The sequence below is a fragment of the Erythrobacter sp. S43 genome (genome assembly GCF_057364955.1).
On the sequence record NZ_CP200285.1, the window covers coordinates 1,814,572 to 1,837,323 of the forward strand.

At 59.6% G+C, this 22,752-nt stretch carries 20 protein-coding genes and 5 pseudogenes; 15 read left to right on the forward strand and 10 right to left on the reverse strand.

Annotated elements, in window-relative coordinates; all coding sequences use genetic code 11:
- Nucleotides 1–113: 113 nt before the first annotated feature.
- The gene (locus AC0V6K_RS08835; protein ID WP_472621397.1) at nt 114–458 is read right to left on the reverse strand and encodes a CC_3452 family protein; all 345 of its coding nucleotides are present in this window, start codon (nt 456–458) and stop codon (nt 114–116) included.
- Nucleotides 459–639: 181 nt separating this feature from the next.
- Here AC0V6K_RS08835 and AC0V6K_RS08840 point away from each other — a divergent pair, with 181 nt between their 5' ends.
- Together AC0V6K_RS08840 and recQ are read left to right on the forward strand one after the other, a co-directional pair.
- Entirely contained in the window at nt 640–1,194 is a 555-nt protein-coding gene (locus AC0V6K_RS08840) for a winged helix-turn-helix transcriptional regulator (RefSeq protein ID WP_472621399.1), read from the forward strand.
- 72 nt (nt 1,195–1,266) lie between these two features.
- Nucleotides 1,267–3,050, forward strand: a pseudogene (gene recQ, locus AC0V6K_RS08845) (DNA helicase RecQ).
- Nucleotides 3,051–3,054: 4 nt separating this feature from the next.
- Here recQ and AC0V6K_RS08850 read toward each other — a convergent pair.
- Nucleotides 3,055–4,550, reverse strand: a pseudogene (locus AC0V6K_RS08850) (YifB family Mg chelatase-like AAA ATPase).
- A gap of 149 nt (nt 4,551–4,699) precedes the next feature.
- Here AC0V6K_RS08850 and AC0V6K_RS08855 point away from each other — a divergent pair.
- The 7 genes and pseudogenes from AC0V6K_RS08855 (at nt 4,700) to AC0V6K_RS08885 (ending at nt 11,699) form a co-directional block, all read left to right on the forward strand.
- Entirely contained in the window at nt 4,700–5,725 is a 1,026-nt protein-coding gene (locus AC0V6K_RS08855) for a hypothetical protein (RefSeq protein ID WP_472621401.1), read from the forward strand.
- Nucleotides 5,726–5,894: 169 nt separating this feature from the next.
- On the forward strand, nt 5,895–6,029 hold the full coding sequence (gene rpmH / locus AC0V6K_RS08860; RefSeq protein ID WP_082701027.1) for a 50S ribosomal protein L34: 135 nt from the start codon (nt 5,895–5,897) through the stop codon (nt 6,027–6,029).
- A 139-nt stretch (nt 6,030–6,168) separates the two neighbouring features.
- Nucleotides 6,169–6,558, forward strand: a pseudogene (rnpA, locus tag AC0V6K_RS08865) (ribonuclease P protein component); the annotation flags it as partial.
- The gene (yidD, locus tag AC0V6K_RS08870) at nt 6,555–6,764 is read left to right on the forward strand and encodes a membrane protein insertion efficiency factor YidD (protein WP_472621403.1); all 210 of its coding nucleotides are present in this window, start codon (nt 6,555–6,557) and stop codon (nt 6,762–6,764) included. The pseudogene rnpA and the gene yidD, both read left to right, overlap by 4 nt.
- Nucleotides 6,765–6,833: 69 nt before the next feature.
- Nucleotides 6,834–8,629, forward strand: a pseudogene (yidC, locus tag AC0V6K_RS08875) (membrane protein insertase YidC).
- A 2-nt stretch (nt 8,630–8,631) separates the two neighbouring features.
- Nucleotides 8,632–9,300 (forward strand): ribosome biogenesis GTP-binding protein YihA/YsxC, encoded by a 669-nt coding sequence (gene yihA / locus AC0V6K_RS08880; RefSeq protein ID WP_472621405.1) that lies wholly within the window; start codon nt 8,632–8,634, stop codon nt 9,298–9,300.
- Nucleotides 9,301–9,443: 143 nt separating this feature from the next.
- The gene (locus tag AC0V6K_RS08885) at nt 9,444–11,699 is read left to right on the forward strand and encodes a M3 family metallopeptidase (RefSeq protein WP_472621407.1); all 2,256 of its coding nucleotides are present in this window, start codon (nt 9,444–9,446) and stop codon (nt 11,697–11,699) included.
- A 68-nt stretch (nt 11,700–11,767) separates the two neighbouring features.
- Here the strand turns inward: AC0V6K_RS08885 and AC0V6K_RS08890 are convergent, their stop codons facing one another.
- Together AC0V6K_RS08890 and AC0V6K_RS08895 are read right to left on the reverse strand one after the other, a co-directional pair.
- The gene (locus tag AC0V6K_RS08890) at nt 11,768–12,391 is read right to left on the reverse strand and encodes a hypothetical protein (RefSeq protein ID WP_472621409.1); all 624 of its coding nucleotides are present in this window, start codon (nt 12,389–12,391) and stop codon (nt 11,768–11,770) included.
- A gap of 129 nt (nt 12,392–12,520) precedes the next feature.
- Nucleotides 12,521–12,943 carry a DUF6326 family protein gene (locus AC0V6K_RS08895; RefSeq protein ID WP_472621411.1) on the reverse strand — a complete coding sequence of 141 codons (423 nt, stop codon included), beginning with the start codon at nt 12,941–12,943 and terminating at the stop codon, nt 12,521–12,523.
- 83 nt (nt 12,944–13,026) lie between these two features.
- On the opposite strand from AC0V6K_RS08895, the gene AC0V6K_RS08900 reads away from it, so the two are divergent.
- Complete coding sequence (locus AC0V6K_RS08900; RefSeq protein WP_472621413.1) at nt 13,027–13,944, forward strand: LysR family transcriptional regulator; 918 nt, start codon at nt 13,027–13,029, stop codon at nt 13,942–13,944.
- Nucleotides 13,945–13,949: 5 nt separating this feature from the next.
- Here AC0V6K_RS08900 and AC0V6K_RS08905 read toward each other — a convergent pair whose 3' ends face one another.
- The gene (locus AC0V6K_RS08905; RefSeq protein WP_472621415.1) at nt 13,950–14,369 is read right to left on the reverse strand and encodes a VOC family protein; all 420 of its coding nucleotides are present in this window, start codon (nt 14,367–14,369) and stop codon (nt 13,950–13,952) included.
- A 272-nt stretch (nt 14,370–14,641) separates the two neighbouring features.
- On the opposite strand from AC0V6K_RS08905, the gene AC0V6K_RS08910 reads away from it, so the two are divergent.
- Both AC0V6K_RS08910 and AC0V6K_RS08915 read left to right on the forward strand, forming a co-directional pair.
- On the forward strand, nt 14,642–15,304 hold the full coding sequence (locus AC0V6K_RS08910; protein WP_472621417.1) for a glutathione S-transferase family protein: 663 nt from the start codon (nt 14,642–14,644) through the stop codon (nt 15,302–15,304).
- A complete protein-coding gene (locus AC0V6K_RS08915) occupies nt 15,271–16,170 on the forward strand; it encodes a S1/P1 nuclease (RefSeq protein ID WP_472621419.1) in 900 nt (299 codons plus the stop codon). Before AC0V6K_RS08910 ends, AC0V6K_RS08915 begins: the two co-directional genes overlap by 34 nt.
- Here AC0V6K_RS08915 and AC0V6K_RS08920 read toward each other — a convergent pair.
- Nucleotides 16,167–16,635, reverse strand: a pseudogene (locus AC0V6K_RS08920) (cupin domain-containing protein). The gene AC0V6K_RS08915 and the pseudogene AC0V6K_RS08920 sit on opposite strands and share 4 nt — an antisense overlap.
- 29 nt (nt 16,636–16,664) lie before the next feature.
- Between AC0V6K_RS08920 and dapE the strand changes: the two are divergent.
- The 3 genes from dapE to AC0V6K_RS08935 are packed head-to-tail and all read left to right on the forward strand — an operon-like array spanning nt 16,665 to nt 19,483.
- Entirely contained in the window at nt 16,665–17,822 is a 1,158-nt protein-coding gene (gene dapE / locus AC0V6K_RS08925; RefSeq protein ID WP_472621421.1) for a succinyl-diaminopimelate desuccinylase, read from the forward strand.
- A gap of 6 nt (nt 17,823–17,828) precedes the next feature.
- Nucleotides 17,829–19,085 (forward strand): dicarboxylate/amino acid:cation symporter, encoded by a 1,257-nt coding sequence (locus AC0V6K_RS08930; protein WP_472621423.1) that lies wholly within the window; start codon nt 17,829–17,831, stop codon nt 19,083–19,085.
- Nucleotides 19,085–19,483, forward strand: a complete 399-nt coding sequence (locus AC0V6K_RS08935) for a hypothetical protein (RefSeq protein ID WP_486172612.1) — start codon at nt 19,085–19,087, stop codon at nt 19,481–19,483. The genes AC0V6K_RS08930 and AC0V6K_RS08935 overlap by 1 nt, the downstream gene beginning before the upstream one ends.
- Before the next feature lie 138 nt (nt 19,484–19,621).
- Here the strand turns inward: AC0V6K_RS08935 and AC0V6K_RS08940 are convergent, their stop codons facing one another.
- From AC0V6K_RS08940 to dapB, 4 genes are read right to left on the reverse strand one after another with little or no spacing between them, the layout of a single operon-like run.
- Entirely contained in the window at nt 19,622–20,386 is a 765-nt protein-coding gene (locus tag AC0V6K_RS08940) for a nuclear transport factor 2 family protein (protein ID WP_472621427.1), read from the reverse strand.
- A 3-nt stretch (nt 20,387–20,389) separates the two neighbouring features.
- Nucleotides 20,390–21,049, reverse strand: a complete 660-nt coding sequence (gene nth, locus AC0V6K_RS08945) for an endonuclease III (protein ID WP_472621429.1) — start codon at nt 21,047–21,049, stop codon at nt 20,390–20,392.
- A 10-nt stretch (nt 21,050–21,059) separates the two neighbouring features.
- The gene (locus AC0V6K_RS08950; RefSeq protein ID WP_486172613.1) at nt 21,060–21,977 is read right to left on the reverse strand and encodes a YwqG family protein; all 918 of its coding nucleotides are present in this window, start codon (nt 21,975–21,977) and stop codon (nt 21,060–21,062) included.
- A gap of 30 nt (nt 21,978–22,007) precedes the next feature.
- Nucleotides 22,008–22,748 carry a 4-hydroxy-tetrahydrodipicolinate reductase gene (gene dapB, locus AC0V6K_RS08955; protein ID WP_472621433.1) on the reverse strand — a complete coding sequence of 247 codons (741 nt, stop codon included), beginning with the start codon at nt 22,746–22,748 and terminating at the stop codon, nt 22,008–22,010.
- Between the last annotated feature and the right edge of the window lie 4 nt (nt 22,749–22,752).

Consider the following 22,752-nt stretch of genomic DNA (forward strand, 5'->3'; position numbering starts at 1 on the left):
CCATCCCATAAATAAAAACCCCGGCTGCAGGTTGGGGGACACTGCGCCGGGGTTCTGAGGGGCCGTACAAGTGGAGAGTTGTGGACGGCCGGGGAATTTGTGAGCGCTAAGGCTTACTTGCCGTTGCACTTCGCCAGTTTGGCAGCTTCCAGCTTCTTGCCCTTGGCGGTGAAGCTCTTGATCTCACCGAATTCACGGGCGAGGCCACGGCATACAGTCATCGGACGCGACGTGCCTTTGTTGGCGACGCACTTTTCATCCTTACAAGCCCAGGCAACGCCGCCTGCGACAGCGCGGTTTTCGTCGGTCGGAGCAGCCAGCTCAACGCTGTAATAAGGCGCTTTGCTCTTGGCTTCGGCGGCGACCGGTGCGGTGGCGGCGCCAAAGGTGAGGCCGGTGTAAAGAACGGCTGCGGCAAAAACAGAGAAACGGCTTGTGCGGTTGAGGGAGAGGGTCATCGCATTATTCCTTCAGTTGGGGGTCAATCAAAACTCAAAATTGTGCAATGCAAAGTTTCGAATCAAAACCAGTTGCGAATCACTACCTATGTGATTAGGTTTCAGGTTGCAACTAAAAACTGAAATTAATTTGTGCCCGCGAAAAAACACGTTAGAGATAGGTAGCGGGAGGAGAACTTAAATGGGCGATATCAGAGAACCACTTCGCGAGCTTATCGAATGCGGGCTACCGCAAGCGCTTGAAGTTATGGGCGAACGCTGGTCTTTCATGATCCTGCGCGCGAGCTTTAACGGGCTCAAGCACTTCGAGGAATTCCTCAGCGAGCTGGGAATTGCGCGCAATATTCTCTCCAACCGTCTCGCCAAACTGGTCGAACACGGCATCCTCAAACGCGAGCCTTGCGCCGATGATCGTCGTAAGATCGAGTATCGTTTGACCGAAAAGGGGTTTGATCTGCTGCCCGCGATGATTGCGCTGCGCCAATGGGGCCAGAAATACGGTGCTGAATTGGTTGCCGAAGATCCGGTGCTGGTGGATCAGGCTGATCGCCTGCCAATAGGTCCGGTTTCGATCCTAGCCCATGATGGCCGTATTCTCACCCATGAAGACCTTTGGATGGTCAAGCGCGACGATGTCGGCAAGCGCGTCGATGGCTCGATCGCCACGCCGTCCGGCACGTCAATGGGACAAGGCGATGTGATCGACCTGACCAAAAAGAAGGCTAGCGCTCGATAGAGCGCCCGATAAGGTGTTGATGGCGCGGCTCCGCCCGCTGCGCCTACCTGTCTGATCGGCTAAGCCGCCTCAATGTCAGGCGTCGCAGAGCTCTCCATTCACGACATTCTGAAGCAGACCTTCGGTTTCCCGTCCTTCCGCGGGCAACAAGAGGCTGTGATCGGCCGCGTCATGGACGGGCAGAACACGCTCGCGCTGATGCCGACCGGTGCTGGCAAATCGTTGTGTTACCAGATCCCAGCGCTCGCCCGCGCAGGCACAGCGATTGTCATTTCCCCGCTCATCGCTCTGATGCATGACCAGATCCGTGCTGCCAACGCCGTGGGAATTCGGGGGCTTCCCTGACCTCCGCTGATGCAGACCGCGCCGAAACGGTGGAACGCTTACGCAATGGTGATCTGGACCTTCTCTATGTCGCACCTGAACGCGCGACTTCGCCGCATTTCCGTTCTTTGCTTGAGGCAGCCGACATATCGCTGTTCGCAATTGATGAGGCGCATTGCGTCTCGGAATGGGGGCACGATTTCCGCCCGGACTATCGCGGATTGCGGCCGCTGCTCGATCATTTTGGCCATATCCCGCGCTTGGCGCTGACGGCGACGGCGGACGAAGTCACCCGCCACGATATCCTGAAGCAACTCGGCATTCCCGAAGAGGGGATGATTATCGCCGGGTTTGACCGTCCGAACATCCGTTACGCGATCAGCCCACGCAACAACGCCGCCAAACAGATTGCCGATTTCGTCACCCGCACACCGGGGGCAGGGATCGTCTATGCGACAAGCCGCAAGGGCACCGAGCAGCTGGCCGAAAAGCTGAAAGCCACTGGACGTCCGGTGGGCGCTTATCATGCAGGGCTACCACCCGAAGAGCGCGCGAGGGTGCAGGCCGAATTTGTCGCCTCGGAAGATATGGTGATGGTCGCCACCATCGCGTTTGGCATGGGCATCGACAAGCCTGACGTTCGCTTTGTGATCCATGCCGGCCTGCCCAAATCGGTCGAGGCGTACTATCAAGAAACGGGCCGAGCGGGCCGCGATGGCGATCCGGCGCAGGCGCGGCTTTTCTGGGGCGCGAGCGATTTTGCCAAAGCCCGCCAATGGCTCGGCGAAATCGAAGAGCATCGCATGGCCAGCGAGCGGGCGCGTTTGAATGCGCTTGCCGCTCTGGTGGAAACGCCCAAATGCCGCCGCCGCATCCTGCTATCCCATTTTGGCGAAAGCCCGCCCGAAAGCTGCGCTTCGTGCGACAATTGCGAAAACCCGCCTCAGGTGATCGACGTGACGCAGGTCGCACAGAAGCTGCTTTCTGCGGTGTACCGCACCGGTCAAAGCTACGGCATCGGCCATGTCGAGAAGGTTCTGCTGGGCCGCGACGATGATCGCGTAATAGATCGTGGGCATCACGCGCTGTCCGTGTTCGGCATCCTCAGCGAGGAGGAGGCACCGCTATTGCGCCCGGTGATGCGCATGGCGATGGCCTATGAGATGCTCGAAAACACCGAGCATGGCGGCCTGCGTTTGGGTGCCGAAGCGCGCGCCGTTCTGAAAGGCGAGCGCGATATCACCATCGCCGAACCGCCCAAGAAGCAACGCCGTCATCGAGGCGGTGGCAGTGAGGCCAATCCGGTTGGCGATCCGCTGTTCGATGCGCTGCGTGAACGCCGCAAATCACTCGCACAGGAGCACGGCGTGCCCGCCTATGTCATCTTCCACGACAGCGTGCTGCGCGCGATGGCGACCGAGAAGCCCGAGACACTGGGCGAGATGGGACAGATATCAGGTGTCGGCGCGAAGAAGCTCGATAACTGGGGCGGGGCTTTCGTCGAAGTGGTGCGCGAGCATGCGGCGCAGTAGCCGCTCAGCGCACACCAACAAATTGCCGATAGCTGAGAGCCTCCGCAACATGCGCGCGGCCGGTCTGCTCTGCACCTGTCAGGTCGGCCACGGTGCGAGCCACGCGCAGCATTCTTGTGTAACCGCGCGCGGAAAGGCGCAGTTTCTCGGCGGCTTGCATCAGCAGTTGTTTGCCCGCTTCGTCGGGTGTGGCGTGGGCTTCGAGTGTTTCGCCTTCCAGCTCGGCATTGGAGCGCACCCCCTATTGGTCGAGCGCGTTCGGGCGGCGGCGACGCGGGCGGCGACTTCTTCGCTGCCTTCGGTTGGTGGCGGCAAGGTCAGGTCCATTGCGCTTACCGCGCCGACTTCGACATGCAGATCAATTCGGTCGAGCAGCGGACCGGATAGCTTACCCTGATATTCGCCGACACAGCGCGGATAGCGGTTGCAGCCTTGGTCAGGGTCACCGGCATAACCGCAGCGACACGGATTCATCGCGGCCACCAATTGGACCTGCGCAGGGAAGGTGACATGCGCATTGGCGCGCGCGACATCGACTTGGCCTGTTTCGAGCGGTTGGCGCAGCGAGTCGAGCACCGGGCGCTGGAATTCGGGCAATTCATCGAGGAACAGGACGCCCAGATGCGCAAGGCTGACTTCGCCGGGGCGGACCTTTAACCCGCCGCCCGTCAGCGCCGCCATGCTGGCTGAATGGTGCGGCGCGCGGAATGGGCGGGCGCGGCTGATCTGACCGGACTCTAACGTCCCTGCGACCGATTGCACCATCGACACTTCGAGGGCTTCGGTCGGCGTGAGCTCTGGCAGGATCGAGGGCAGACAACTCGCCAGCAGGCTTTTGCCAGAACCCGGAGGGCCGACCATCAGCAGGTTGTGTCCACCCGCCGCCGCAATTTCGAGCGCGCGCTTCGCGGTTTCCTGCCCTTTCACTTGTTTTAGATCAGCGACACTCGCCGCGTCCGCCACATCGCCCCGCACCGGATCGGGCAGCACCTGCGATCCTTTGAGATGTCCCAGCAGACTTGAAAGGTCCTTGGGTGCAAGGACTGGAACGCCGCTGGCCCATTTGGCTTCTGATCCCTGTTCGTATGGACAGATCAGCCCTGCCTCCGCTTCGCTTGCATGGAGAGCCGCGATCAACACGCCCGGTGAGGCGACCACGCGCCCATCCAGCGCCAGTTCGCCGACCGCTATCCAATCGGTCAGTTGCTCGGCATCAGTCACGCCCATCGCCGCGAGCAGGGCCAGCGCGATGGGCAGATCATAATGCGATCCGTCTTTGGGAAGGTCGGCCGGGGATAGGTTGATGGTGATCCGTTTAGGCGGCAGCGCAAGGCCCATCGCCGATAAAGCAGCCTGCACCCGTTCGCGGCTTTCGCTCACCGCTTTGTCCGGCAGGCCCACAACGGTGAAACGGGGAAGGCCCGAGGCAACTTGGCACTGAACTTCGACCTGACGCGCTTCGAGACCGAGATAGGCAACCGTCCTAACCAGCGCGACCATACAGCTAACTCTGCCCCCGAAAGCCCCTAAGGCGTTCATTTGTGGAGAAGAAACACCCGATTGTCGAGCGCCAAGGCAATCAAATGAAAGTATTTTGAAAGTATAATGGTTGGCGAATTGGTAGCGGGCTGCGGGCCATTTAAAGGCTCATGGAACGCCTGATCGCCATTTTTGCTCTCGCGCTTGGTGCGCTTGCCCTGCCGGGCAATGCTGCCGCGCAGGCCCAGACCGGCTCGCGCACGATCGCGACCGAGCGCTGGGTGGAAGAATGGGATCCGGCCTCTCAACGCTGGGTGCGTGTATCGGACAGTCCGGCAGAGGCCATCGCTCGCGGCCAAGTCACCAGCGTCACCAGCACCACCGTCGTGAACGGTGTCGTTACTGAACACACGCAGACCACCTCGCCTTCGCAAACCAGCGCCGCTTACGTGGTGCCCGCCAAGCGACCACAGGCTGGCCAGAGCGTCGCGCAATATGGCCCGTTTCGCGTGCTTGATGGCAAACGCGCGGCGATTGTGGGTTCAACCGACCAGATGAGCCCCACCTACTTTGATGCGATGCTGCGCGACTTCCCCGGGATCGAGGTGCTGGAAATGATCGAGGCGCCGGGCACCAAGCATGACATCGCCAATTTGAAAGTAGGCCGCAAAATTCGCGCCGCCGGCATTCGCACCCACGTGCCCATGGGCGGTTCGGTGCGTTCGGGTGCGGTTGAGCTGTTTCTGGCCGGTGCCACGCAAACGATGGACGCGGGCGCGCAGTTTGCGGTGCATGCGTGGCTTGATGCTTATGGCCGTCAGCCGCAGGATTTTCCCGCCGATCACGAAGCCAACCGCCTCTATCTCGATTACTATGTCGAGATGGGCATGAACGAGGCCAAGGCACGCAAGTTCTATGCGATGACGAATTCGGTCCCGCATTCGAGCGCGCTGTGGCTGACTGACGAAGATATGAGCCAATGGGTGAACACAGCGGCTGACCCGCTTCCGGCGCGCCGGATGTTGGCTCAGGCGTCAGAGCCGCTGCCTGTTTCGGTGGCGGATGAAGGTGCGCTTGCCATGGTTACGCTCGATCTTGATGCGCTGGCGATGCTCACCGTCTCTTCGGAGCCCACTCCTGTCCCTTCCATCGCTTACGCCGACCTGACAACCCAGACGCTCGCCTTGGCCATGTGAGGGGACGATGTGAGGCAATCCGATGTGCGACTCTGCTTGACTCACGGTTCGCATTCCCATAACTGCGCGCGCCTGATCGGGCGTTTTTAAAGCGGCCAACAATGATTGGTCGCGGCAACGGCAAACAGCTTTGCTCAGTCGCAACGCCATTTAGATATTCGAGGAACACATGAAGCGGACCTTCCAGCCCAGCAATCTCGTGCGCAAGCGTCGCCACGGTTTCTTTGCACGTAAAGCCACTGTCGGTGGTCGTAAACTTTTGCGCGCGCGCCGTCGTCGCGGTCGTAAGAAGCTCACTGCCTAATTCTCTGGCGCCCTCGGGCGCCGGTCGCAGCGCGTCCGCGCTGCTTGGCTTTCGCAGCACAAGCTGCGATGCGCATTGGCGCTTGCGGGCTCCCTTTGGGGGCCCGTTTGCATTAGTAGCCTCGTAATGACCCTACCCCCTCACCAAACGCGCCGATTTTCTCGCGGCGAACAAGGGGCTTCGCAATGCGAAGCGGGGGTTTGTGCTGCTGACCCGGCCAAATGACGGACAGGGCATGCGTGTAGGGATCACGGTTACCAAGAAGATCGGCAACGCCGTGGTGCGCAATCGCATGAAGCGGCGTTTTCGTGAGTTGCTGCGCGCTGCATTGCCTGAGCATGGCTTGCCTGACCACGATCACGTGCTGATTGGCCGCGCTGGTGGGGTCGAGCGTGATTTCACGAGCCTTGCCGATGAGCTGTCCGAAGCGCTTCAGCGCGCACGCGAAGGGAAGAGCGATTCCGGACGCGGCCGTCGCCCACGACGCGGAAACAAAGCCCACACACAGGCGAATGGAGGCCGGTCTTGAAGCATGTCCTTATCTGGATTGCGCGCGGCTGGCAGCTTGGCCCTTCGCGCATTTTGCCCCCCACATGCCGTTATGCCCCCACTTGCAGCGACTACGCGATTCAGGCGCTGACCAAATATGGTGCGCTCAAGGGTGGATGGCTGGCGATAAAGCGGCTAGGGCGCTGCCACCCGTGGGGCGGGGATGGCTATGATCCGGTTCCCTAAGGGGGTTGGGATTCGTAGGTGTTATACCTATCTAACACAGCACACTAGAGATCACTTAGGGTTATAGACTTGGACAATTCGCGCAATCTGTTGCTCGCCGTTGCACTTTCCGGCTTGCTGATTCTCGGTTGGGATTTCGCCATGCGGGCGTTCTATCCGCAGCCGGACGAACCACCCCAAGCCGCGCAAACCGCAGCCGCTACTCAAGGCTCCAACGCAGCTCCCGCAACCGCTGCCTCTGGCGAAATTGACGCTGCTGATGCTCCGCCTGCAGGCCCGGTCGAGCTCAACGATGCGCTTGAAGGCCGCACGACAGTCGCGATTGATACGCCGCGCATAGGCGGTTCGATCGATCTCGCTACGGGCCGTGTCGATGACATTGTGCTCAAACAGTATCGCAAGGAAGTCGACAAGGGTTCCGACCCGATCCGCCTGTTTTCGCCGGAACGCACCACTGGCCAGTATTTTGCAGAGTTTGGCTTCCTTAATGGCGGCAAGCGCCTGCCCGACGGTGCGTGGAGCGCCGATGGTGACAAGCTGACGCAGGACACTCCAGTCACTCTCACCCGCACGGGCGAAGATGGCGTGACCTATTCGATCAAGCTCTCGGTTGATGGCGAGTATATGATCACCGCCGAGCAGTCCGTTGCGAACGGCGGCGAGGGCGCGGCTATTGTCGAACCATACGCCTTCCTCAACCGCAGCAGCCGCAACGCGACGCCTGATCAGTTTATCGTCCATGCCGGACCTCTCGGCGTGTTCGACGAAGTTCTGAACGACCCGCACTCCTACGAGGAACTCGCCGAGCTTGAGAAATGGTCGCCGGGGGTCAGCCTGATTGGCTGGGCTTCACCGATGATTACTGGCTCGGCGCGCTGGTGCCGGACAACCAAGCCGAAGGGGCGAACGCCGAAGGCAGCTTCCGCGCGCTTGGCAACGATCTGTTCCGCGCTGACGTCCGTTATTCGGCAGTTACTCTGCCCGCAGGTGAAAGCCTGACCCGCTCGACCCGTCTTTTTGCAGGCGCCAAAGAAAGCGCGATCCTCGACACTTATGAAGACAATGGCATTGCCCAGTTCGGCAAGGCGATTTCATGGGGCTGGTTCGAAATCATCGAGAAGCCGCTTTTGTGGCTCCTTCGCACATTCAACAGCTGGATCGGCAACTTTGGCCTTGCGATTATCGCGCTGACATTTGTCATTCGCGGCTTGCTGTTCCCGATTGCGCAAAAGCAATTCGCCAGCATGGCATCAATGAAGGCCGTGCAGCCGAAAATGAAGGCGATCCAGGAGCGCTACAAAGACGACAAACAGAAGCAGCAGCAAGAGATCATGAAGCTGTACAAGGAAGAGAAGGTCAATCCGCTGGCCGGCTGTCTTCCGCTGCTGATCCAGATCCCGATCTTCTTCGCGCTGTATAAGGTTCTGATCCTGTCGATCGAAATGCGGCACGAGCCGTTCATTCCGGGCTGGATCAATGACCTTTCCGCGCCTGATCCGTGGACTTTCCTGAACCTGTTCGGCCTGCTCGATTTCAATGTCGTCGGCACGATCTTCGGTATTGGCGTTCTCGCTGTGCTGCTGGGTGTCACTATGTGGCTGACCTTCAAGCTCAACCCGAGCGCGATGGACCCTGTGCAACAGCAGATTTTCAACTTCATGCCGTGGGTGCTGATGTTTGTGATGGCGCCGTTTATGTCGGGCCTGCTGCTGTACTGGGTGACTTCAAACATCCTGACGCTGGCGCAGCAGAAGTATCTGTATTCGCAGCACCCTCAGCTGCGCGCACAGGCCGAGAAGGACAAATCCGAAATGGCGCAGAAGGTCGCGCGCGAAAAGGCTGAGAAAGCCAAAGCGAAGGACTGAACGTGACGCCTGAAGAAGAGCGTGAGCAGGAACGCCGTGAACGCGCCGCCTCGCGTCTTTTCTCCGGGCGGGTCGACTTCCTGCTTTCCGCGCCGCAACTGAAATTTCTGCCCGATCCGACTGTGCCGGAAATCGCCTTTTGCGGGCGATCCAATGTCGGCAAGTCCTCTCTGCTCAACGCGCTGACAGGGCGCAAAGCGATTGCGCGCGCCTCGGTGACGCCGGGCCGCACGCAGGAGCTGAACTTTTTTGAAGTGGGCGATCCGACGCTGTTCCGGCTGGTCGATATGCCGGGATACGGTTTTGCCAAGGCTCCGGTGGCCGTAGTCGAACGCTGGAAGAAGCTCGTCAAAAGCTATCTGCGCGGGCGGGCGGTTCTGGCGCGCAATCTCGTGCTGGTCGACAGCCGCCATGGTCTTAAAGATGTCGACCGAGAGATGATGACGATGCTCGACGAAGCCGCTGTCGGCTATCGCATCGTTCTGACCAAGACGGACAAGATCAAAGCCAGCGCACTGGAGCGGGTGGCCAATCAGGTGGCTGATGAAGCGCGCAAACACGTTGCAGCGTTTCCCGAATTGCACCTCACCAGCAGTGAAAAGGGCATGGGTATCGAGGCATTGCGCGCGGCAGTCGTGGCTGATGCGCTGGGTGAAGAGGCGCTGCGCTAAAGCCCTACCGTTGGGTCTTCGTCGAAAGCAGGTGAAATCCACTTGCCAATCCGGCTCATCCCCTGTTCAAACGCTCTCAGCAACAAACATGTGAGGCGCAGCACCTATGTTGCGCCTGCAATCCAGCACCCGAGAGAGACACTATGACCCGTCGCATCCTGCCCCAGATCCTTTGCACCGCATCCGCTGCCGCGCTTCTTGCCGGTTGCGCCGCCACTGGCGAGAGCACTGATTTGGGTGCAGCCTCTGACGGGAACGATCAGGCAAGCGCTCCCGCCATTCCCGAAGCCACCGGCTATTTCGCCAAGGACAGCGACCTGCCGTTCCACGCGCCGGACTTCACCAAGATCAGCGAAGACGATTACATGCCCGCGTTCAAACAGGGCATGGAAATCCAAAAGGCCGAAGTGCAGGCCATCATCGACAACCCTGCCGCGCCGACTTTCGACAACACGATCGTCGCGTTGGAGAAGTCGGGCAAATTGCTGGGCCGCGTGGCGCGGGTTTTCTTCGCGCTGACCGGATCGAACACCACCGACCGGCTGGACGCGATCAACACCGAAATCAGCCCTCAGCTTTCCGCGCATGGCGACAGCATCACGCTCAATCCGGAGCTCTTTGCTCGGGTGAAAGCCGTCTATGACAAGCGCGCGGCGATGACTATGACGCGCGAAGACGCGAAGCTGCTCGAGAACACTTATGAAAGCATGGTCCACGCTGGCGCGCTTCTGACCGAGGCCGAGCGCGAGCGTGTCAAAGAGATCAACACCGAGCTTTCGACCATCACGACCGACTTCTCGCTCGCCGCGCGCAACGCGATGAGCGAGCAACCGCTGATCGTTGACACCAAGGAAGAGCTTGCTGGCCTGAGCGATGCGCAAATCCAGGCCGCTGCCGATTTTGCCAAGGAGAAGGGGCAGGAGGGCAAATACGCCATCGCCCTGCAAAACACGACGCAGCAGCCGCTTCTGCCGAGCCTTGAAAACCGCGCGACGCGCGAAAAGCTGTTCAAGCTCAGCTACAACCGCGCCGACGGGACGACCGACATCGACACGCGCGTCACGATCGCCCGAGTGGCGGCTCTTCGCGCCGAAAAGGCCTCGCTGTTCGGACAGCCCGATTGGGCGAGCTACACCATGTATGACCGCATGGCGAAAACGCCCAAGACCGCGCTCGATTTCATGGGCCAGATGGTCCCCGCACTCGCCGCCACACAGCGCCGCGAGGCCGGTGTGCTGAACGATATGATCAAAGCCGAAGGCGGCGATTTCGAAGTGAAGCCATGGGACTGGTACCGCTACGCCAACAAGGTGAAGGCCGAGCGATTTGACCTCGATGAAGACGCCGTCACCGAATACTTCCAGCTCGATAAAGTGCTCGAAGATGGCGTGTTCTTCATGGCCGAGAAGCTCTACGGCCTGACCTTCAAGCGCCGCACCGACATCCCGGTCTACCACCCCGATGTGTGGGTCTACACCGTGTTCGAAGCCGACGGTTCTGAACTCGGCCTGTTCTACTTCGACCCGTTCCAGCGTCCTTCCAAAGGCGGCGGCGCGTGGATGAGCAACTTTGTCGACCAAAGCTATATGACGGGCAACAAGCCGGTCATTTACAACGTGCTCAACATCCCCAAAGCATCCGAAGGCGAGGTGCAACTGGTCAGCTTTGACTGGGTCAACACCACCTTCCACGAATTCGGCCACGCGCTGCACGGCTTCTTCGCCGATCAGAAGTATGAAAGCCTCTCCGGCACCGCCACCGCGCGCGACTTTGTCGAGTATCCCAGCCAGGTTCACGAGATGTGGATGGTCTGGCCAGAAGTGCTCCAGAACTACGCCAAGCACTACAAGACCGGTGAAACGATCCCGCAGGAAATGATCGAGAAGATTGAAGCCGCGGCGAAGTTCAACCAGGGATACGACTTTGGCGAGACGGTCACCGCCGCGCTGCTCGATATGAAATGGAGCGCGCTGTCACCCGCTGAAGCCAAGGCGCTGATCGGCGACAAGGCCGCCGTGGACGCGTTCGAGCGCAAGTCTCTGCAAGAGCTCGGCCTTGAAATCGACCTCGTCCCGCCGCGCTATCGCAGCACCTATTTCAACCACATCTTCAGCGGTCCGGCAGGCTATTCGGCGGGCTATTACAGCTATCTCTGGACGCAAATGCTCGACCACGACAGCCGCAACTGGTTCGCCGAGAACGGTGGCCTCAGCCGCAAAGCGGGCGACCATTATCGCAAAACCGTGCTCAGCCGCGGCGGCACGATGGACTATTTCGATATGTACAAGAACTTTGCGGGCCGTGAGCCCGATGTGAAGTACATGCTCGAAGCGCTGGGACTCACCGGGGGGTCGGAAGGCAAAAAACCGTCTGCGCCCCCGATCATGGACAGCGAGTAAAGCGGTCTCCAAGCAAGAGGGCAATCGGACTCTTCAGCCCGATTGCCCCGCTTGACGTTGGATTGGCTTCACCTCGGATTGAGGGTGTCGCGCAGGCTGTCTTTGGTCGCCAGGCCAGCCAAGACGGTGCCAACCGTCAGCACGGCCACACCAATGCCAACCACGGCAACGGTGCTCAGCCCGCCTTCGCCATCATCCTTTTGTTCATCAGCATGTAGCTGAGGGCCGAATGTCGCGATGCTTAGATCGTTGATCAAAAGCTCCGGGCGGTCACCAAGCGTGAGACCAAATTTGGTTGTTACTTCCAACGGCTGGTCAACGCTGTCCGCGTTACTGCGAAACGGCGCATCCAAGTCATCGGCGTATTGTCGCGAGTGAAGGGCGAGCTCAATGCGCGGCGGCGCCTGTGTCCTTCTCTCGTTCCCGCCAAGTGTGAGAGTGATGCCAATCGTGGCGCGCGTTTCTGACCCGACTCCATGGGGGAACCCGTCAAGATGCCGCGCCGAGGCAGTTTGCGCTCCAAATACTGAAATGGAGATCACCAGCAGGACGGCTGTCAGCCTGAAAGTCGGGCTGCTTCTGATCCTAAACTGCGTCCTTATCTTGTCTCGCAGTCTCTCGAGGGACTGCAGGGCCTGTTCGATCCAGTCGATTGCGATGAATATGGGATGTTCGGCTTTGGGAAAGTGCATAGTAAGTCCTTTCGTCGACGAGGGTCGACGCAAATGATTGAGTAGAGTGTGAAGGTTTGGCGCAGATCGCTGCGCCCGCTGCGACAGCGCGATCTTTCGCGCGCTATCGCAGGATTACAGGTGACACGATCACGCCCGTTGGGGCTCGATTGCGGCTGTCGGCACCCGCCAATTCCAGGCGAGAAATGTGATTGTCAGCAAAGTGCCGCCCATGACCACGAAGAAAAAATAGTCATCGAGATCATTCGGCGGTGCCAAGAACATGGCCAGCGTCATCAATGGCGGCAGGACGAGGTTCAGGCGCCGCGAAGCCGATGGCTTGAGCAAGCTGGACAACAGCATGGCGAGCAACAGCAGTTGAACCACCACCGCGCCGGCCAGCAATGCACCCTCGGTGACGGGAGCGCCATTCATTGTGCCCGCAAGTATTTCCGTGATGGTGCTAGCCATTGCCATTTCGTGCATGTCACGAAACAGGCTGTTCAAAATCACAAACAGCCAAAGCGATGAAAGTACGAAACCAAAATTCTCATGTGCGAATGTTTTGAACATAGCAGCCTCCTTTGGCTGCCATTTCGTCTATTCTGTTTGTGAATGGAATTGACCAAATTCGTTCTTCTACTATACGAAAATAGATGAACTGGGATGCGATCTCGTTTGACTGGAACCATATCCGGGCATTCCTGGCAACGGTCGAAACCGGGTCGTTTTCGGCTGCGGCGAGGGCGCTTGGGCAAACCCAGCCAACGCTAAGTCGACAGATTTCAGGCTTGGAAGAAGCTCTTGGTGTGACGCTATTTGAGCGTGGCACGCGGATCATGGAGCTCACTGACTCGGGCACTCAGCTGCTTTCCCAAGTGCGCGAAATGTCTGAAGCCGCATTGCAGATTTCGCGCATATCGACTGGCAGCAGCCAACAGATTGAAGGCGTCGTCCGGATTAGTTCGAGCGATGCGATGGCAACATACACCCTGCCGGCAATATCGATCGCGTTTCAGAGGTTGTATCCGAAGGTCAGTATAGAGATCGTCCCATCAAACGAGGCGACCAACCTGACTTTGCGCGAAGCGGATATCGCGATTAGGCATTCCCGCCCTGAACAACCCGATCTGGTCGCAAAGCGGCTGCCTGATATCAGCGTATCGTTGTTCGCGTCCGAGGCTTATCTTGCGGGCCTGCCTGCGATGAAGAAGATGGAGGATCTGTCCGCCGCCCGCTTCATTGGATATGAACAGCCCGAACGGCTCATCCCGCAGTTCAATGCGCTCGGAATTCCTGTCACCAAAGACAATTTCGCGATCACCACGACATCCGGCACCGTGATGTACGAGCTGGCGCGCAAAGGAGCAGGGGTGGCCCTATTGCCGACGGTGATTGCCGAAGGACAATTGGGGCTGCGACGTGTTCTTCCTGAGGCCCCAGTTTTACCTGTGCCGACATGGCTGGTCACGCACCGTGAAATTCGGACCAACAGACGCATCCGTCTGGCCTTTGATCATCTGGTTCAGGAGCTCGAGAAAGAGAATTGGTCGAGCATGGTCGCGGAGGTCTGAAGCCCTCACCCCGCAAACAACTGCCCTACATCCTTAAACGCCTTGAACTCCAGCGCGTTGCCTGAGGGGTCGCGCAGGAACATGGTGGCTTGCTCACCCGGGCGGTCGCGGAACCGGATGGTGGGTTCGATTACGAACTCGGTGCCTGCTGCGCGCAGTTTCTCGGCGAGCGCCTCCCAGTCCTCCATGCTCAGCACCAGACCGAAATGCGGGACGGGGACTCCGTGGCCGTCGACATGGTTGCTTGCCGTGTCGCCTGCGGTTCCGGGAGCCAAGTGTGCGACGATCTGGTGACCATGAAAATCGAAGTCGATCCATTCGTCGGAAGATCGCCCTTCGCGGCAGCCGAGTAGCTCGCCGTAAAACACGCGGGCCTTGGCCAAATCATCGACGGGGAAGGCGAGGTGGAAGGGCGGGATGTTCATGTGCGTATCAATGCCCCAGCGCGCGGGGGAACGCCACATTTTCCTACTCGCTCGCGGTGTGCAACGCCTGCACTTCCATGCCTCGCAAGTCCCAGCCTAGCCAATCCACTCCCATGATCCGCGCGGAATTCCAACGCGAGCTAGACCGGCTGCGTTCGCCCGGGAATTCTGGTTCAGGACAGTGTTTCAATTGTGCCAACGTTCAGCATGGACGCCGCACAGATGAACGCCTAAAGCCGCATCAAACGACCCCAAGGTGGAGCGGGAACGGCATGAAACTGATCATCGGCAACAAGAACTACTCAAGCTGGAGCATGCGCGGCTGGCTCGCGGCGAAGCAGTCCGGCCTGCACTTTGAAGAGATCATGGTGCCGATCATGGGCGAGCAGTGGGAGCAGCAGAAAGAGGAAATGGGCGAGGTTCAGCCCAGCCACGGCAAGGTGCCGATCCTGTGGGATGGCGATGCGGTGATCTGGGATAGCCATGCGATCCTTGAGTACCTCGCGGACAAGGTCGGTCGTGATCGCTTCTGGCCAAAGGATGAGGCTGCGCGCGGAATGGCCCGCGCAATGGTCGCCGAAATGCACTCCTCCTTCGCTGCCCTACGCCGCGAATTGCCAATGAATGTGCGCCGCCGGGTGGAGATCGAAAACGTCTCGGATGAATGCCGTCAGGACATTGTGCGGATACTTGGCCTATGGGCAGAGGCGCGCGCGCGGCATGGCAAAGCAGGGCCGTTCCTGTTCGGCACCTATGGCGCCGCGGACATCTTCTTCGCCCCGGTGGTATCGCGCTTCATGACATACGGGATCGGAGTGCCCGGTTTCGCGGTTGCCTATATGCAGGCGATTGCCGAGCACGCTTGGACGCAGGAATGGATCAACGCAGCGGAGAACGAAGAGTGGGTGATCGAGCAATTCGAAGCCGTCGCATAGGCGCGTTTGTCGCTGCCCTAGCGCTTTGGCTGATGCCGCAGCAGGCGATGGCCTGGGGCTTTTACGCGCATCAGCAAACCGCCTCGATCGCAGAGGCGAATGTCTCGCCGGAAACCCGCGCCAAGATCCGCAGACTGCTGCTCAGCGCCAAAATGCTGGGCACGCCGGAATGCAAGCTTGAGACCATTCAGGATGCGAGCGTGTGGCCCGATTGTGTGCGCCGTACCCGCTGGCGCTGGGGCTACACGGCATCGTGGCACTATCGCACCGCGCCGATTTGCGAGGCATACGACGCGCGCCGGAATTGCCCGGGCGGATCATGTGTGACCGCTCAGGTCGAGCGCAGCCACCGCCTGCTCGCTGACGAAAGCCTGCCTGATCACATCCGCTTGGAAGCGCTCGCGTTCCTCGTCCACTTCGCAGGCGATGTGCATATGCCGCTGCATTCGGGCGATAAAGGTGATCGTGGCGGGAACGACCGCAAGGCAGATTACTCGATTGTGCCGGGTTATAATCTGCACTCGATTTGGGATGGTCCACTTGCGGAGCAGGCGATTAGCGATCCCGCTGATCCGGTGGCGCGGGTTTACAGTGCCGCCGAACGCGCGGAGCTGGGTGGTGGCAGTGCGGCCGATTGGGGGCGTGAAAGCTGGGAGATTGCGCGCAGCTTCGTCTACCCCACGGCCTTCGACACAGACGATGTGTGCGGGCAGGAATTGCCGGATCAGACTGTTGTGACGCGCGAGGATATCGAAAAGGCAACCCCGATCGCCCGCCGCCGCGTGATCCAGTCGGGCCTCAGGATTGCCGAACGTCTGGAAAGTGCCTTTGCGCCCGGACCGCTGCCCGAGCCGGAGCGGCTTTAGGGCAGGCGTTCGGTGTCGTAACGGGTGCCATCCTTGCGGAAGTATCCGTCTGGTCTGAATACCATGTCGATGTCGGGATACTCGCCGCCATCTTTGTCGCGCGGCCCCGCGCTGATGGCGATAAAGACCACATCTTCGTCAGATCGGTTGTGCAGCCGATGCCCATTCTCGACCCCCGCTGCCCAGGCCAGAACATCGCCAGCCTTCACCAGAGTTTCGCCATCATCCTCGATCAACACCGCCTCTCCCGACAGCATAACCACCAGCTCGTCCTGCACCGTGTGCCAATGCCGCTGCGAGGAATAGGCACCGGGCTTGAGCACGACGTGGCTTGCGCCCATTTTCGAAAGGCCCGCCACCACGCCCAATCTGCGATACCAGCGCCCTTCGACATCGGTATCGAATGGCGCGGGATAGCCGGTGGCGTTGGTTTGTTCGATTCTGCTCCAGATCAAGCTTGGGCATTGGCGAAAACTCCTGCTAGGTCCGTCACTATGAGTGTCGCCCTTGATTTAGCCAAGCGTCTGATTGCCGCGCCCAGCGTAACGCCTGCCACCGGCGCGGTGTTTGATGAAATGGAAGCCATGCTGAAGCCGCTGGGCTTTGACATTCACCGTTTCCAGCGCGGCGATGGCGAGGAAGGCAGCGACGAGGCTCCGGTTGAGAACCTGTTCGCGATCCGGCGTGGTCCGAAGGGCACTCGCCATGTGTCGTTGGCAGGCCATTTGGACGTGGTGCCGCCCGGCGAGGGATGGGCGGCCGATCCGTTTGTGCCGGTCGAGCGCGGCGAGCTGCTCTATGGTCGCGGTGCGGTGGATATGAAGAGCGCGATTGCCTGTATGGTCGCGGCGGTCGCCGAAGTTCCGCAGGATGCGGGCACGATCAGCTTTATCATCACCGGCGATGAAGAAGGCCCTGCGCTGCACGGCACGCGCGCTCTGATCGACTATATGCGCGCCGAAGATGTTGAACCGGACCTTTGCCTTGTGGGTGAGCCCACAAGCGTCAACCAGCTGGGCGACATGATGAAGATCGGACGGCGCGGTTCGGTCAATATCTGGCTGACCGTGGACGGCACGCAAGGCCATGTCGCCTATCCGCATCTCGCCGATAACCCGATCCCCAAACTGGTCGCTATGTTGGCCGAGCTGGATGCGATCACTCTCGACACCGGCACGGACTGGTTCCAGCCCAGCAATCTCGAGATCACCGAGATGGAAGTCGGCAACAAAGCGCACAACGTCATTCCTGCGCAGGCCAAGGCGCGTATCTCGATCCGCTTCAATGATCTGCACACCGGCAACAGCCTGTCCGAACGCGTGGTCGCGATTGCCGAGAAGCATGGCGGCCGCGCACTGCCGATCATTTCGGGTGAGCCGTTCCTCACCGAACCGGGTGCGTTCTCGAACATGTTAGCGCAGGCCATTGAGGCTGAGACAGGCATGAAGCCCGAGCAATCGACCAGCGGCGGCACATCGGATGCGCGGTTCCTGCGTGCAGTTTGCCCTGTGATCGAGTTCGGACTGTGCAACGCAACCATGCACAAGCGCGACGAGGCGGTTGCGATACCCGACCTCGATGTGCTCACACGGATTTATACACGCGCGGCGCTGGGGGCGCTGGCGCTGGAAACAGAACACGAAGGGGCGTAGCCGCACATGAAAGCTTGGTTTGCAATTCCGCTGTGGCAGCGGGTGATCGGCGCACTGATCCTCGGCATCGTTGTCGGCTATCTGTGGGGCCCGGGTGCGGAGAGCATCAAGATTGTGGGCGATATCTTCATCGCCTTTATCAAGATGCTGGTTGTACCTCTGATATTCTTCAGCCTTGTCGCGGGCGTTGCCTCCATTGGAGACTTGCGAAAACTGGGCAGCGTCGGTTGGCGCGCGCTTTTGTTGTTCGTGGTGACGGGCCAGATTGCGGTGTGGCTTGGCCTCGCCATCGGCACGCTCGCTCAGCCAGGCGCGAGCGTCGATGGCCGGTCAATGGAGCTCGATCAGGGCGCTCTTGATCGTGCGACGGAGCGTTCCGAGCAAGGCGTAACCATCCAGCAAATGATCCTTGAGATGGTCCCATCCAGCCCGGTGCAGGTGATGGCCGATGTCAACGTCCTGCCGCTGATCATCTTCTCGCTGCTGATCGGGATCGGCATCCTGATGGCGAAAGAAGAAGGCGAGCCGGTGCTCAAGATCTTCGAGAGCGGCAGCGTGGTGATGCAGAAAGTCACAATGATCGTCATGGAGCTTACCCCGTTTGGCGTCTTCGCGCTGATGGCGTGGGTGGCGGGCACCTTGGGCGTTGAGGCGTTGCAGGCCCTCGGTATCCTGGTGTTCCTCAACTACCTCGGTTGTTTCCTGATCATTGGGTTGATCTATGCCGGGATGATCAAGTTCATCGCGAAGCTGCCGGTGATCGATTTCTTCCGCGGCATCGTGGACGCGATTGCGGTCAGTTATTCCACCGCCAGCTCCAACGCAACGCTGCCGGTGACCTTGCGCTGTGCCCGCCGTAACCTCGGTGTTTCGAACTCGGTGGCGAGCTTCGTGGTCAGCCTTGGCGCGACGATCAATATGAACGGCACCGCGATGTATCTCGGTCTCGCGACCCTGTTCGGCGCTCAGGCATTCGGCGTTGATCTGACGTGGGGCGATTATGTTCTGATCTCGATCCTCGGCACGCTCGGTGCGATTGGCGCGGCGGGCATTCCGGGCGCGGGTCTGATCATGATGGTGTTGGTGTTTGGTGCGGTCGGCGTGCCGCTTGAAACCATTGCTCTCGTGGCCGGCATCGACCGGATTATGGACATGATGCGCACCACCACCAATGTCAGCGGCGACGCAGCCGTGGCGACGACCGTGGCTAGCTTGACGGGTGAGATCGACCGAGCCGAGATGATCTCGGCGGACGATGTTTAGTGGCCGTGCAGAAGCCAAGCATCGAGCGTGATGGTTGGCGTCTGCTGAGCGGGGAGGCTCGTCACGAAGCCGCTCCTGAGACATTCCCGATCCCCGCGCTTGACGCTAGGATGAATCTCAAAGTCGGTGACTACGCCAAGCTGATCTTCGAGATCAGCGTCGCATCGCAAGATAGACCTCTTCAAGTGGAGCGCATGTGGGTGCTGGTTAGAGAGCAGACGGCTAATGGATACTTCGGCATTCTCGACAACGACCCCTATTGCATCGAAGAAAACGACCGCTTTTGGAGCGGCGTTGAGGTTCCGTTTGCTGCGGAACATGTGATTGCGGTTCAGCCGGGCGAGAAGAAATCGATTAGTCTTGCTAGCCAAAAGCCGAGAAGTGATTGGCCGCGCTAAGAGCTGCTGTCAGCGCCCCCTCAGGCTTCTTCGGCACCCACCATCAAAATTTGCACAGCCTTAGTCCACGCTTACGTGCATAGTTGTTGGGGTGAAATCGAACCCATGAACTGGACCCATTCCAATCCTGAGCGACTGTCAGAATTTCCCAGAGTTGCCCCATGTCTCGCGGGGACCGATCGGCTCCGGGTTGCTCCATTGTTCCACGATCTTGCCGTCGGCGAGGCGATAGAGATCGAATACAGCTATATCTGAACCACCGGCGTGGCGTTTCCCATAGGTGACCACATGGTCGCCTGCTCCCATCAGATGGAACAGCATATCGTAGCTCCCCGCTGCCTTGCTCGCGAGCCAGTTGGCTAAGCCGTTTCGGCCCGCTCCTATGCCCGCAGCATGCTGCGTGATGTCATCGGCGACGAACTCGTCAAGCTTGTCGAGATTACGTTCCGTGAGCACCTGCTTAACGAATTCACGGACGATACCTTTGTTCGCTTCGGTATCGGCACCAGCATCGATCTTTGTCGCGCCTCCGACCATGTCTTCGCCAGATGCAGTCGTTTCATATGCCGCGATTGTGTCCCAGTGCTCGAGGATCAATCCGTCGGCGTCGGTGAAGAACATATCCATGGTCACCCATTGGGCTTCACCATTGTTGAGCGATTGATAGGCGCTGCACCAAACCCAAGGCCCGTCTTGGAAGCTTCGTACGATGCGAATGTCGCGGATGGGATTGCGCTCTAGGAACGGTTCGAAGAACTCGAGAAAACCCTCGACGCCATCGGGTACGCCGGTCGAATGTTGCGTGTAGCGATGACCCGTATACTTGGTGACTGCTTCGCGCGCATGCCCTTGTGCGATGCCTTCGAGGTAGATGCTATGCACATTCTCCAACGCCGTTCCCATCGATCAGGCCTCCTTCTTTGCTTTAGGGTTATCTAGCACCTTCTTTCTGAAGCTGCACAAATCCACCAATTCACATCGCCAGCATTCCGGCGTGCGCGCTTTGCAGGTGTAACGGCCGTGCAGGATCAGCCAGTGGTGAGCGTGTAGGCGGAAGGGTTGCGGGACGCGCTTTTCCAGCTTCGCCTCAACGCTTTCAGGAGTCTTGCCTTTGGCTAAACCGGTCCGGTTTCCCACGCGCAGAATGTGCGTGTCGACTGCAAACGTCTCCTGCTTAAACCAGCAATTGAGCACGACATTGGCCGTCTTGCGACCCACACCGGGCAGCCGCACCAGATCATCGCGCGTGTCCGGCACTTCGCCGCCATATTCGTCAATCAGCAGCTGGGAGAGCGCGATCACGTTCTTCGCCTTGGAGTTGAACAGGCCGATGGTCTTGATGTGCCCGATCAGCCCATCAAGCCCCAGATCGAGCATCTGTTGCGGCGTTTTCACCTTCTGGAACAGCGCGCGGGTGGCCTTGTTCACCCCCACATCGGTTGCCTGCGCGGACAGGGCCACCGCCACCACCAGTTGATAGGCGTTGCCATATTCCAGCTCGGTTTCCGGCTCTGGATTATCCTCGGCCAGACGGCGGAAGAATTCGAAGATCTGGTCTTTGGTCATCGTAAGCCGACTACCCGCAATCCCACGAATAGGCCACTTGGCTGAAGTCCCCGCGTGCAAGATCAGCGCTGCGCATCATAAACACGCATTCGCCCGCATCACCCCACATCAGGATATCGTCCGATGTGAGCCGCAGCAGAACGTGATCGTAATCAGCATATTGTGACTCGAAACGGATGTCAGTCTGTGTGAATGCGGGAAAACCGCCGGTATGATGGCACATAGCGCGCGATTGATCATGAGCATCAACCTGCTCGTAGAGCGGGTCGAGATCATGCTCCTTCGACATCGCAAAAAAGCGTTCGTCGGCCTCTTTGTTCGACAGGTCCATTTGATCTTCAAATCGCTCCGCGATCAGCATGACCCCACGCTCTCTCACGGCTTCGCTTTGGCATGGTGTGAAGAGATAATCTCCATCGTTCGGCGAAGTGGGGCGATTATTGAGCGCTCCTATTGCGTCTGTAGCGATCACCCGCACCAGCCAACTTCCGCCGAGCAGATTGTCGAAGTCTGCGCCGTAAAGATCATCCGTTCCGATGAAGAATTGAAGTAGCCCCTCACGCGGATAGCCATCAAGCGGTGCGCAATCATGGAGGTTGACCTGCGCGAGAAAAACCAGTGGTTCGCCAGCTGTGTCACGCGGCCATTCTTCGTTCTCAAGCAGAAATGCCGGGCCAAACAGTCGCGATCCGAGGGGCTCGATTGGTGCATCGGCATCAGGCGTAAAGCGGACCGCAGGTTTCCGCTGTGCGCGATACCACTCGAGGAAAGCCTCCACCTTCCCCTCTGGCAGCGGCGGAAGCGTGTCTGCATCGTCCAATGGTTGTTGAGGGACGGGCGGTTGCGGAGTTTCTGGGGCGCGTGCGCCTTTGCCTATCGCCCTACCGATTGCGTTGCCCGCAAGCCAGACCACAACCACAATGACCACCAGGCCAATTAGGGAAAGCCACTCCAACGCTTACAGCCCCAGCACGTCTTCCATGCGGTACCGCCCTGCCGCTTTGCCGATCAGCCATTCCGCCCCGCGCACCGCGCCGCGCGCGAAGATCATGCGGTTTTCGGCAGAGTGGGAGATGGTCAGGCGCTCCTCGCTTCCAGCGAAGATGACGCTGTGCTCGCCAGCGACAGTGCCGCCGCGCAAAGTTGCGAAGCCGATATCGCCTTCTGTGCGTGCGCCGGTCTGGCCGTGGCGACCGCTGTCCATGGCATCGGATAGGTTCACCCCGCGCGCATCCGCCGCAGCCTGACCCAGCAGCTTGGCGGTGCCCGAGGGAGCATCGACCTTCATCCGGTGGTGCATCTCCAGCACTTCGATATCCCATTCCGGCCCGAGCTTCGCCGCCGCTTCGCGCACCAGATGCGCCATCAGTGTGACGCCTAGCGAGGTGTTGCCGGTTTGGAGTACCGGTATCTCGTCAGCCGCTTCGGCCAGCGCCACAAAGTGCGGCTCCTCCAGTCCCGTCGTCCCGACCAGGATCGGAACGCCCGCGGCTTTGGCCGCCGCGAGATTGTTCTCCAGCGCATCGGGAGACGAGAAGTCGACCACCACATCGCATTGGCCCACCAGTGGCTTGGGGTCGCCGCCGATATCGACACCGACGCAGAATTCGTGTCCGGCCTCTTCGATCGCGCTCGCAATTGCGTGGCCCATCCGGCCCTTGTGCCCGACAATTGCAAAGCGGATTTGCGACTTGCTCATTGCC

Excerpts from the sequence above, each read along its gene's own strand:
- AC0V6K_RS08890 (WP_472621409.1), bottom strand. The coding sequence starts at position 12,391 with ATGCACTTTCCCAAAGCCGAACATCCCATATTCATCGCAATCGACTGG.
- AC0V6K_RS08855 (WP_472621401.1), top strand. The coding sequence starts at position 4,700 with ATGGAACGCCTGATCGCCATTTTTGCTCTCGCGCTTGGTGCGCTTGCC.
- AC0V6K_RS08940 (WP_472621427.1), bottom strand. The coding sequence starts at position 20,386 with ATGGGAACGGCGTTGGAGAATGTGCATAGCATCTACCTCGAAGGCATC.
- rpmH (WP_082701027.1), top strand. The coding sequence starts at position 5,895 with ATGAAGCGGACCTTCCAGCCCAGCAATCTCGTGCGCAAGCGTCGCCAC.
- AC0V6K_RS08905 (WP_472621415.1), bottom strand. The coding sequence starts at position 14,369 with ATGAACATCCCGCCCTTCCACCTCGCCTTCCCCGTCGATGATTTGGCC.
- AC0V6K_RS08930 (WP_472621423.1), top strand. The coding sequence starts at position 17,829 with ATGAAAGCTTGGTTTGCAATTCCGCTGTGGCAGCGGGTGATCGGCGCA.
- AC0V6K_RS08835 (WP_472621397.1), bottom strand. The coding sequence starts at position 458 with ATGACCCTCTCCCTCAACCGCACAAGCCGTTTCTCTGTTTTTGCCGCA.
- dapE (WP_472621421.1), top strand. The coding sequence starts at position 16,665 with ATGAGTGTCGCCCTTGATTTAGCCAAGCGTCTGATTGCCGCGCCCAGC.
- AC0V6K_RS08900 (WP_472621413.1), top strand. The coding sequence starts at position 13,027 with ATGAACTGGGATGCGATCTCGTTTGACTGGAACCATATCCGGGCATTC.
- AC0V6K_RS08885 (WP_472621407.1), top strand. The coding sequence starts at position 9,444 with ATGACCCGTCGCATCCTGCCCCAGATCCTTTGCACCGCATCCGCTGCC.
- dapB (WP_472621433.1), bottom strand. The coding sequence starts at position 22,748 with ATGAGCAAGTCGCAAATCCGCTTTGCAATTGTCGGGCACAAGGGCCGG.
- AC0V6K_RS08840 (WP_472621399.1), top strand. The coding sequence starts at position 640 with ATGGGCGATATCAGAGAACCACTTCGCGAGCTTATCGAATGCGGGCTA.
- nth (WP_472621429.1), bottom strand. The coding sequence starts at position 21,049 with ATGACCAAAGACCAGATCTTCGAATTCTTCCGCCGTCTGGCCGAGGAT.
- AC0V6K_RS08895 (WP_472621411.1), bottom strand. The coding sequence starts at position 12,943 with ATGTTCAAAACATTCGCACATGAGAATTTTGGTTTCGTACTTTCATCG.
- AC0V6K_RS08910 (WP_472621417.1), top strand. The coding sequence starts at position 14,642 with ATGAAACTGATCATCGGCAACAAGAACTACTCAAGCTGGAGCATGCGC.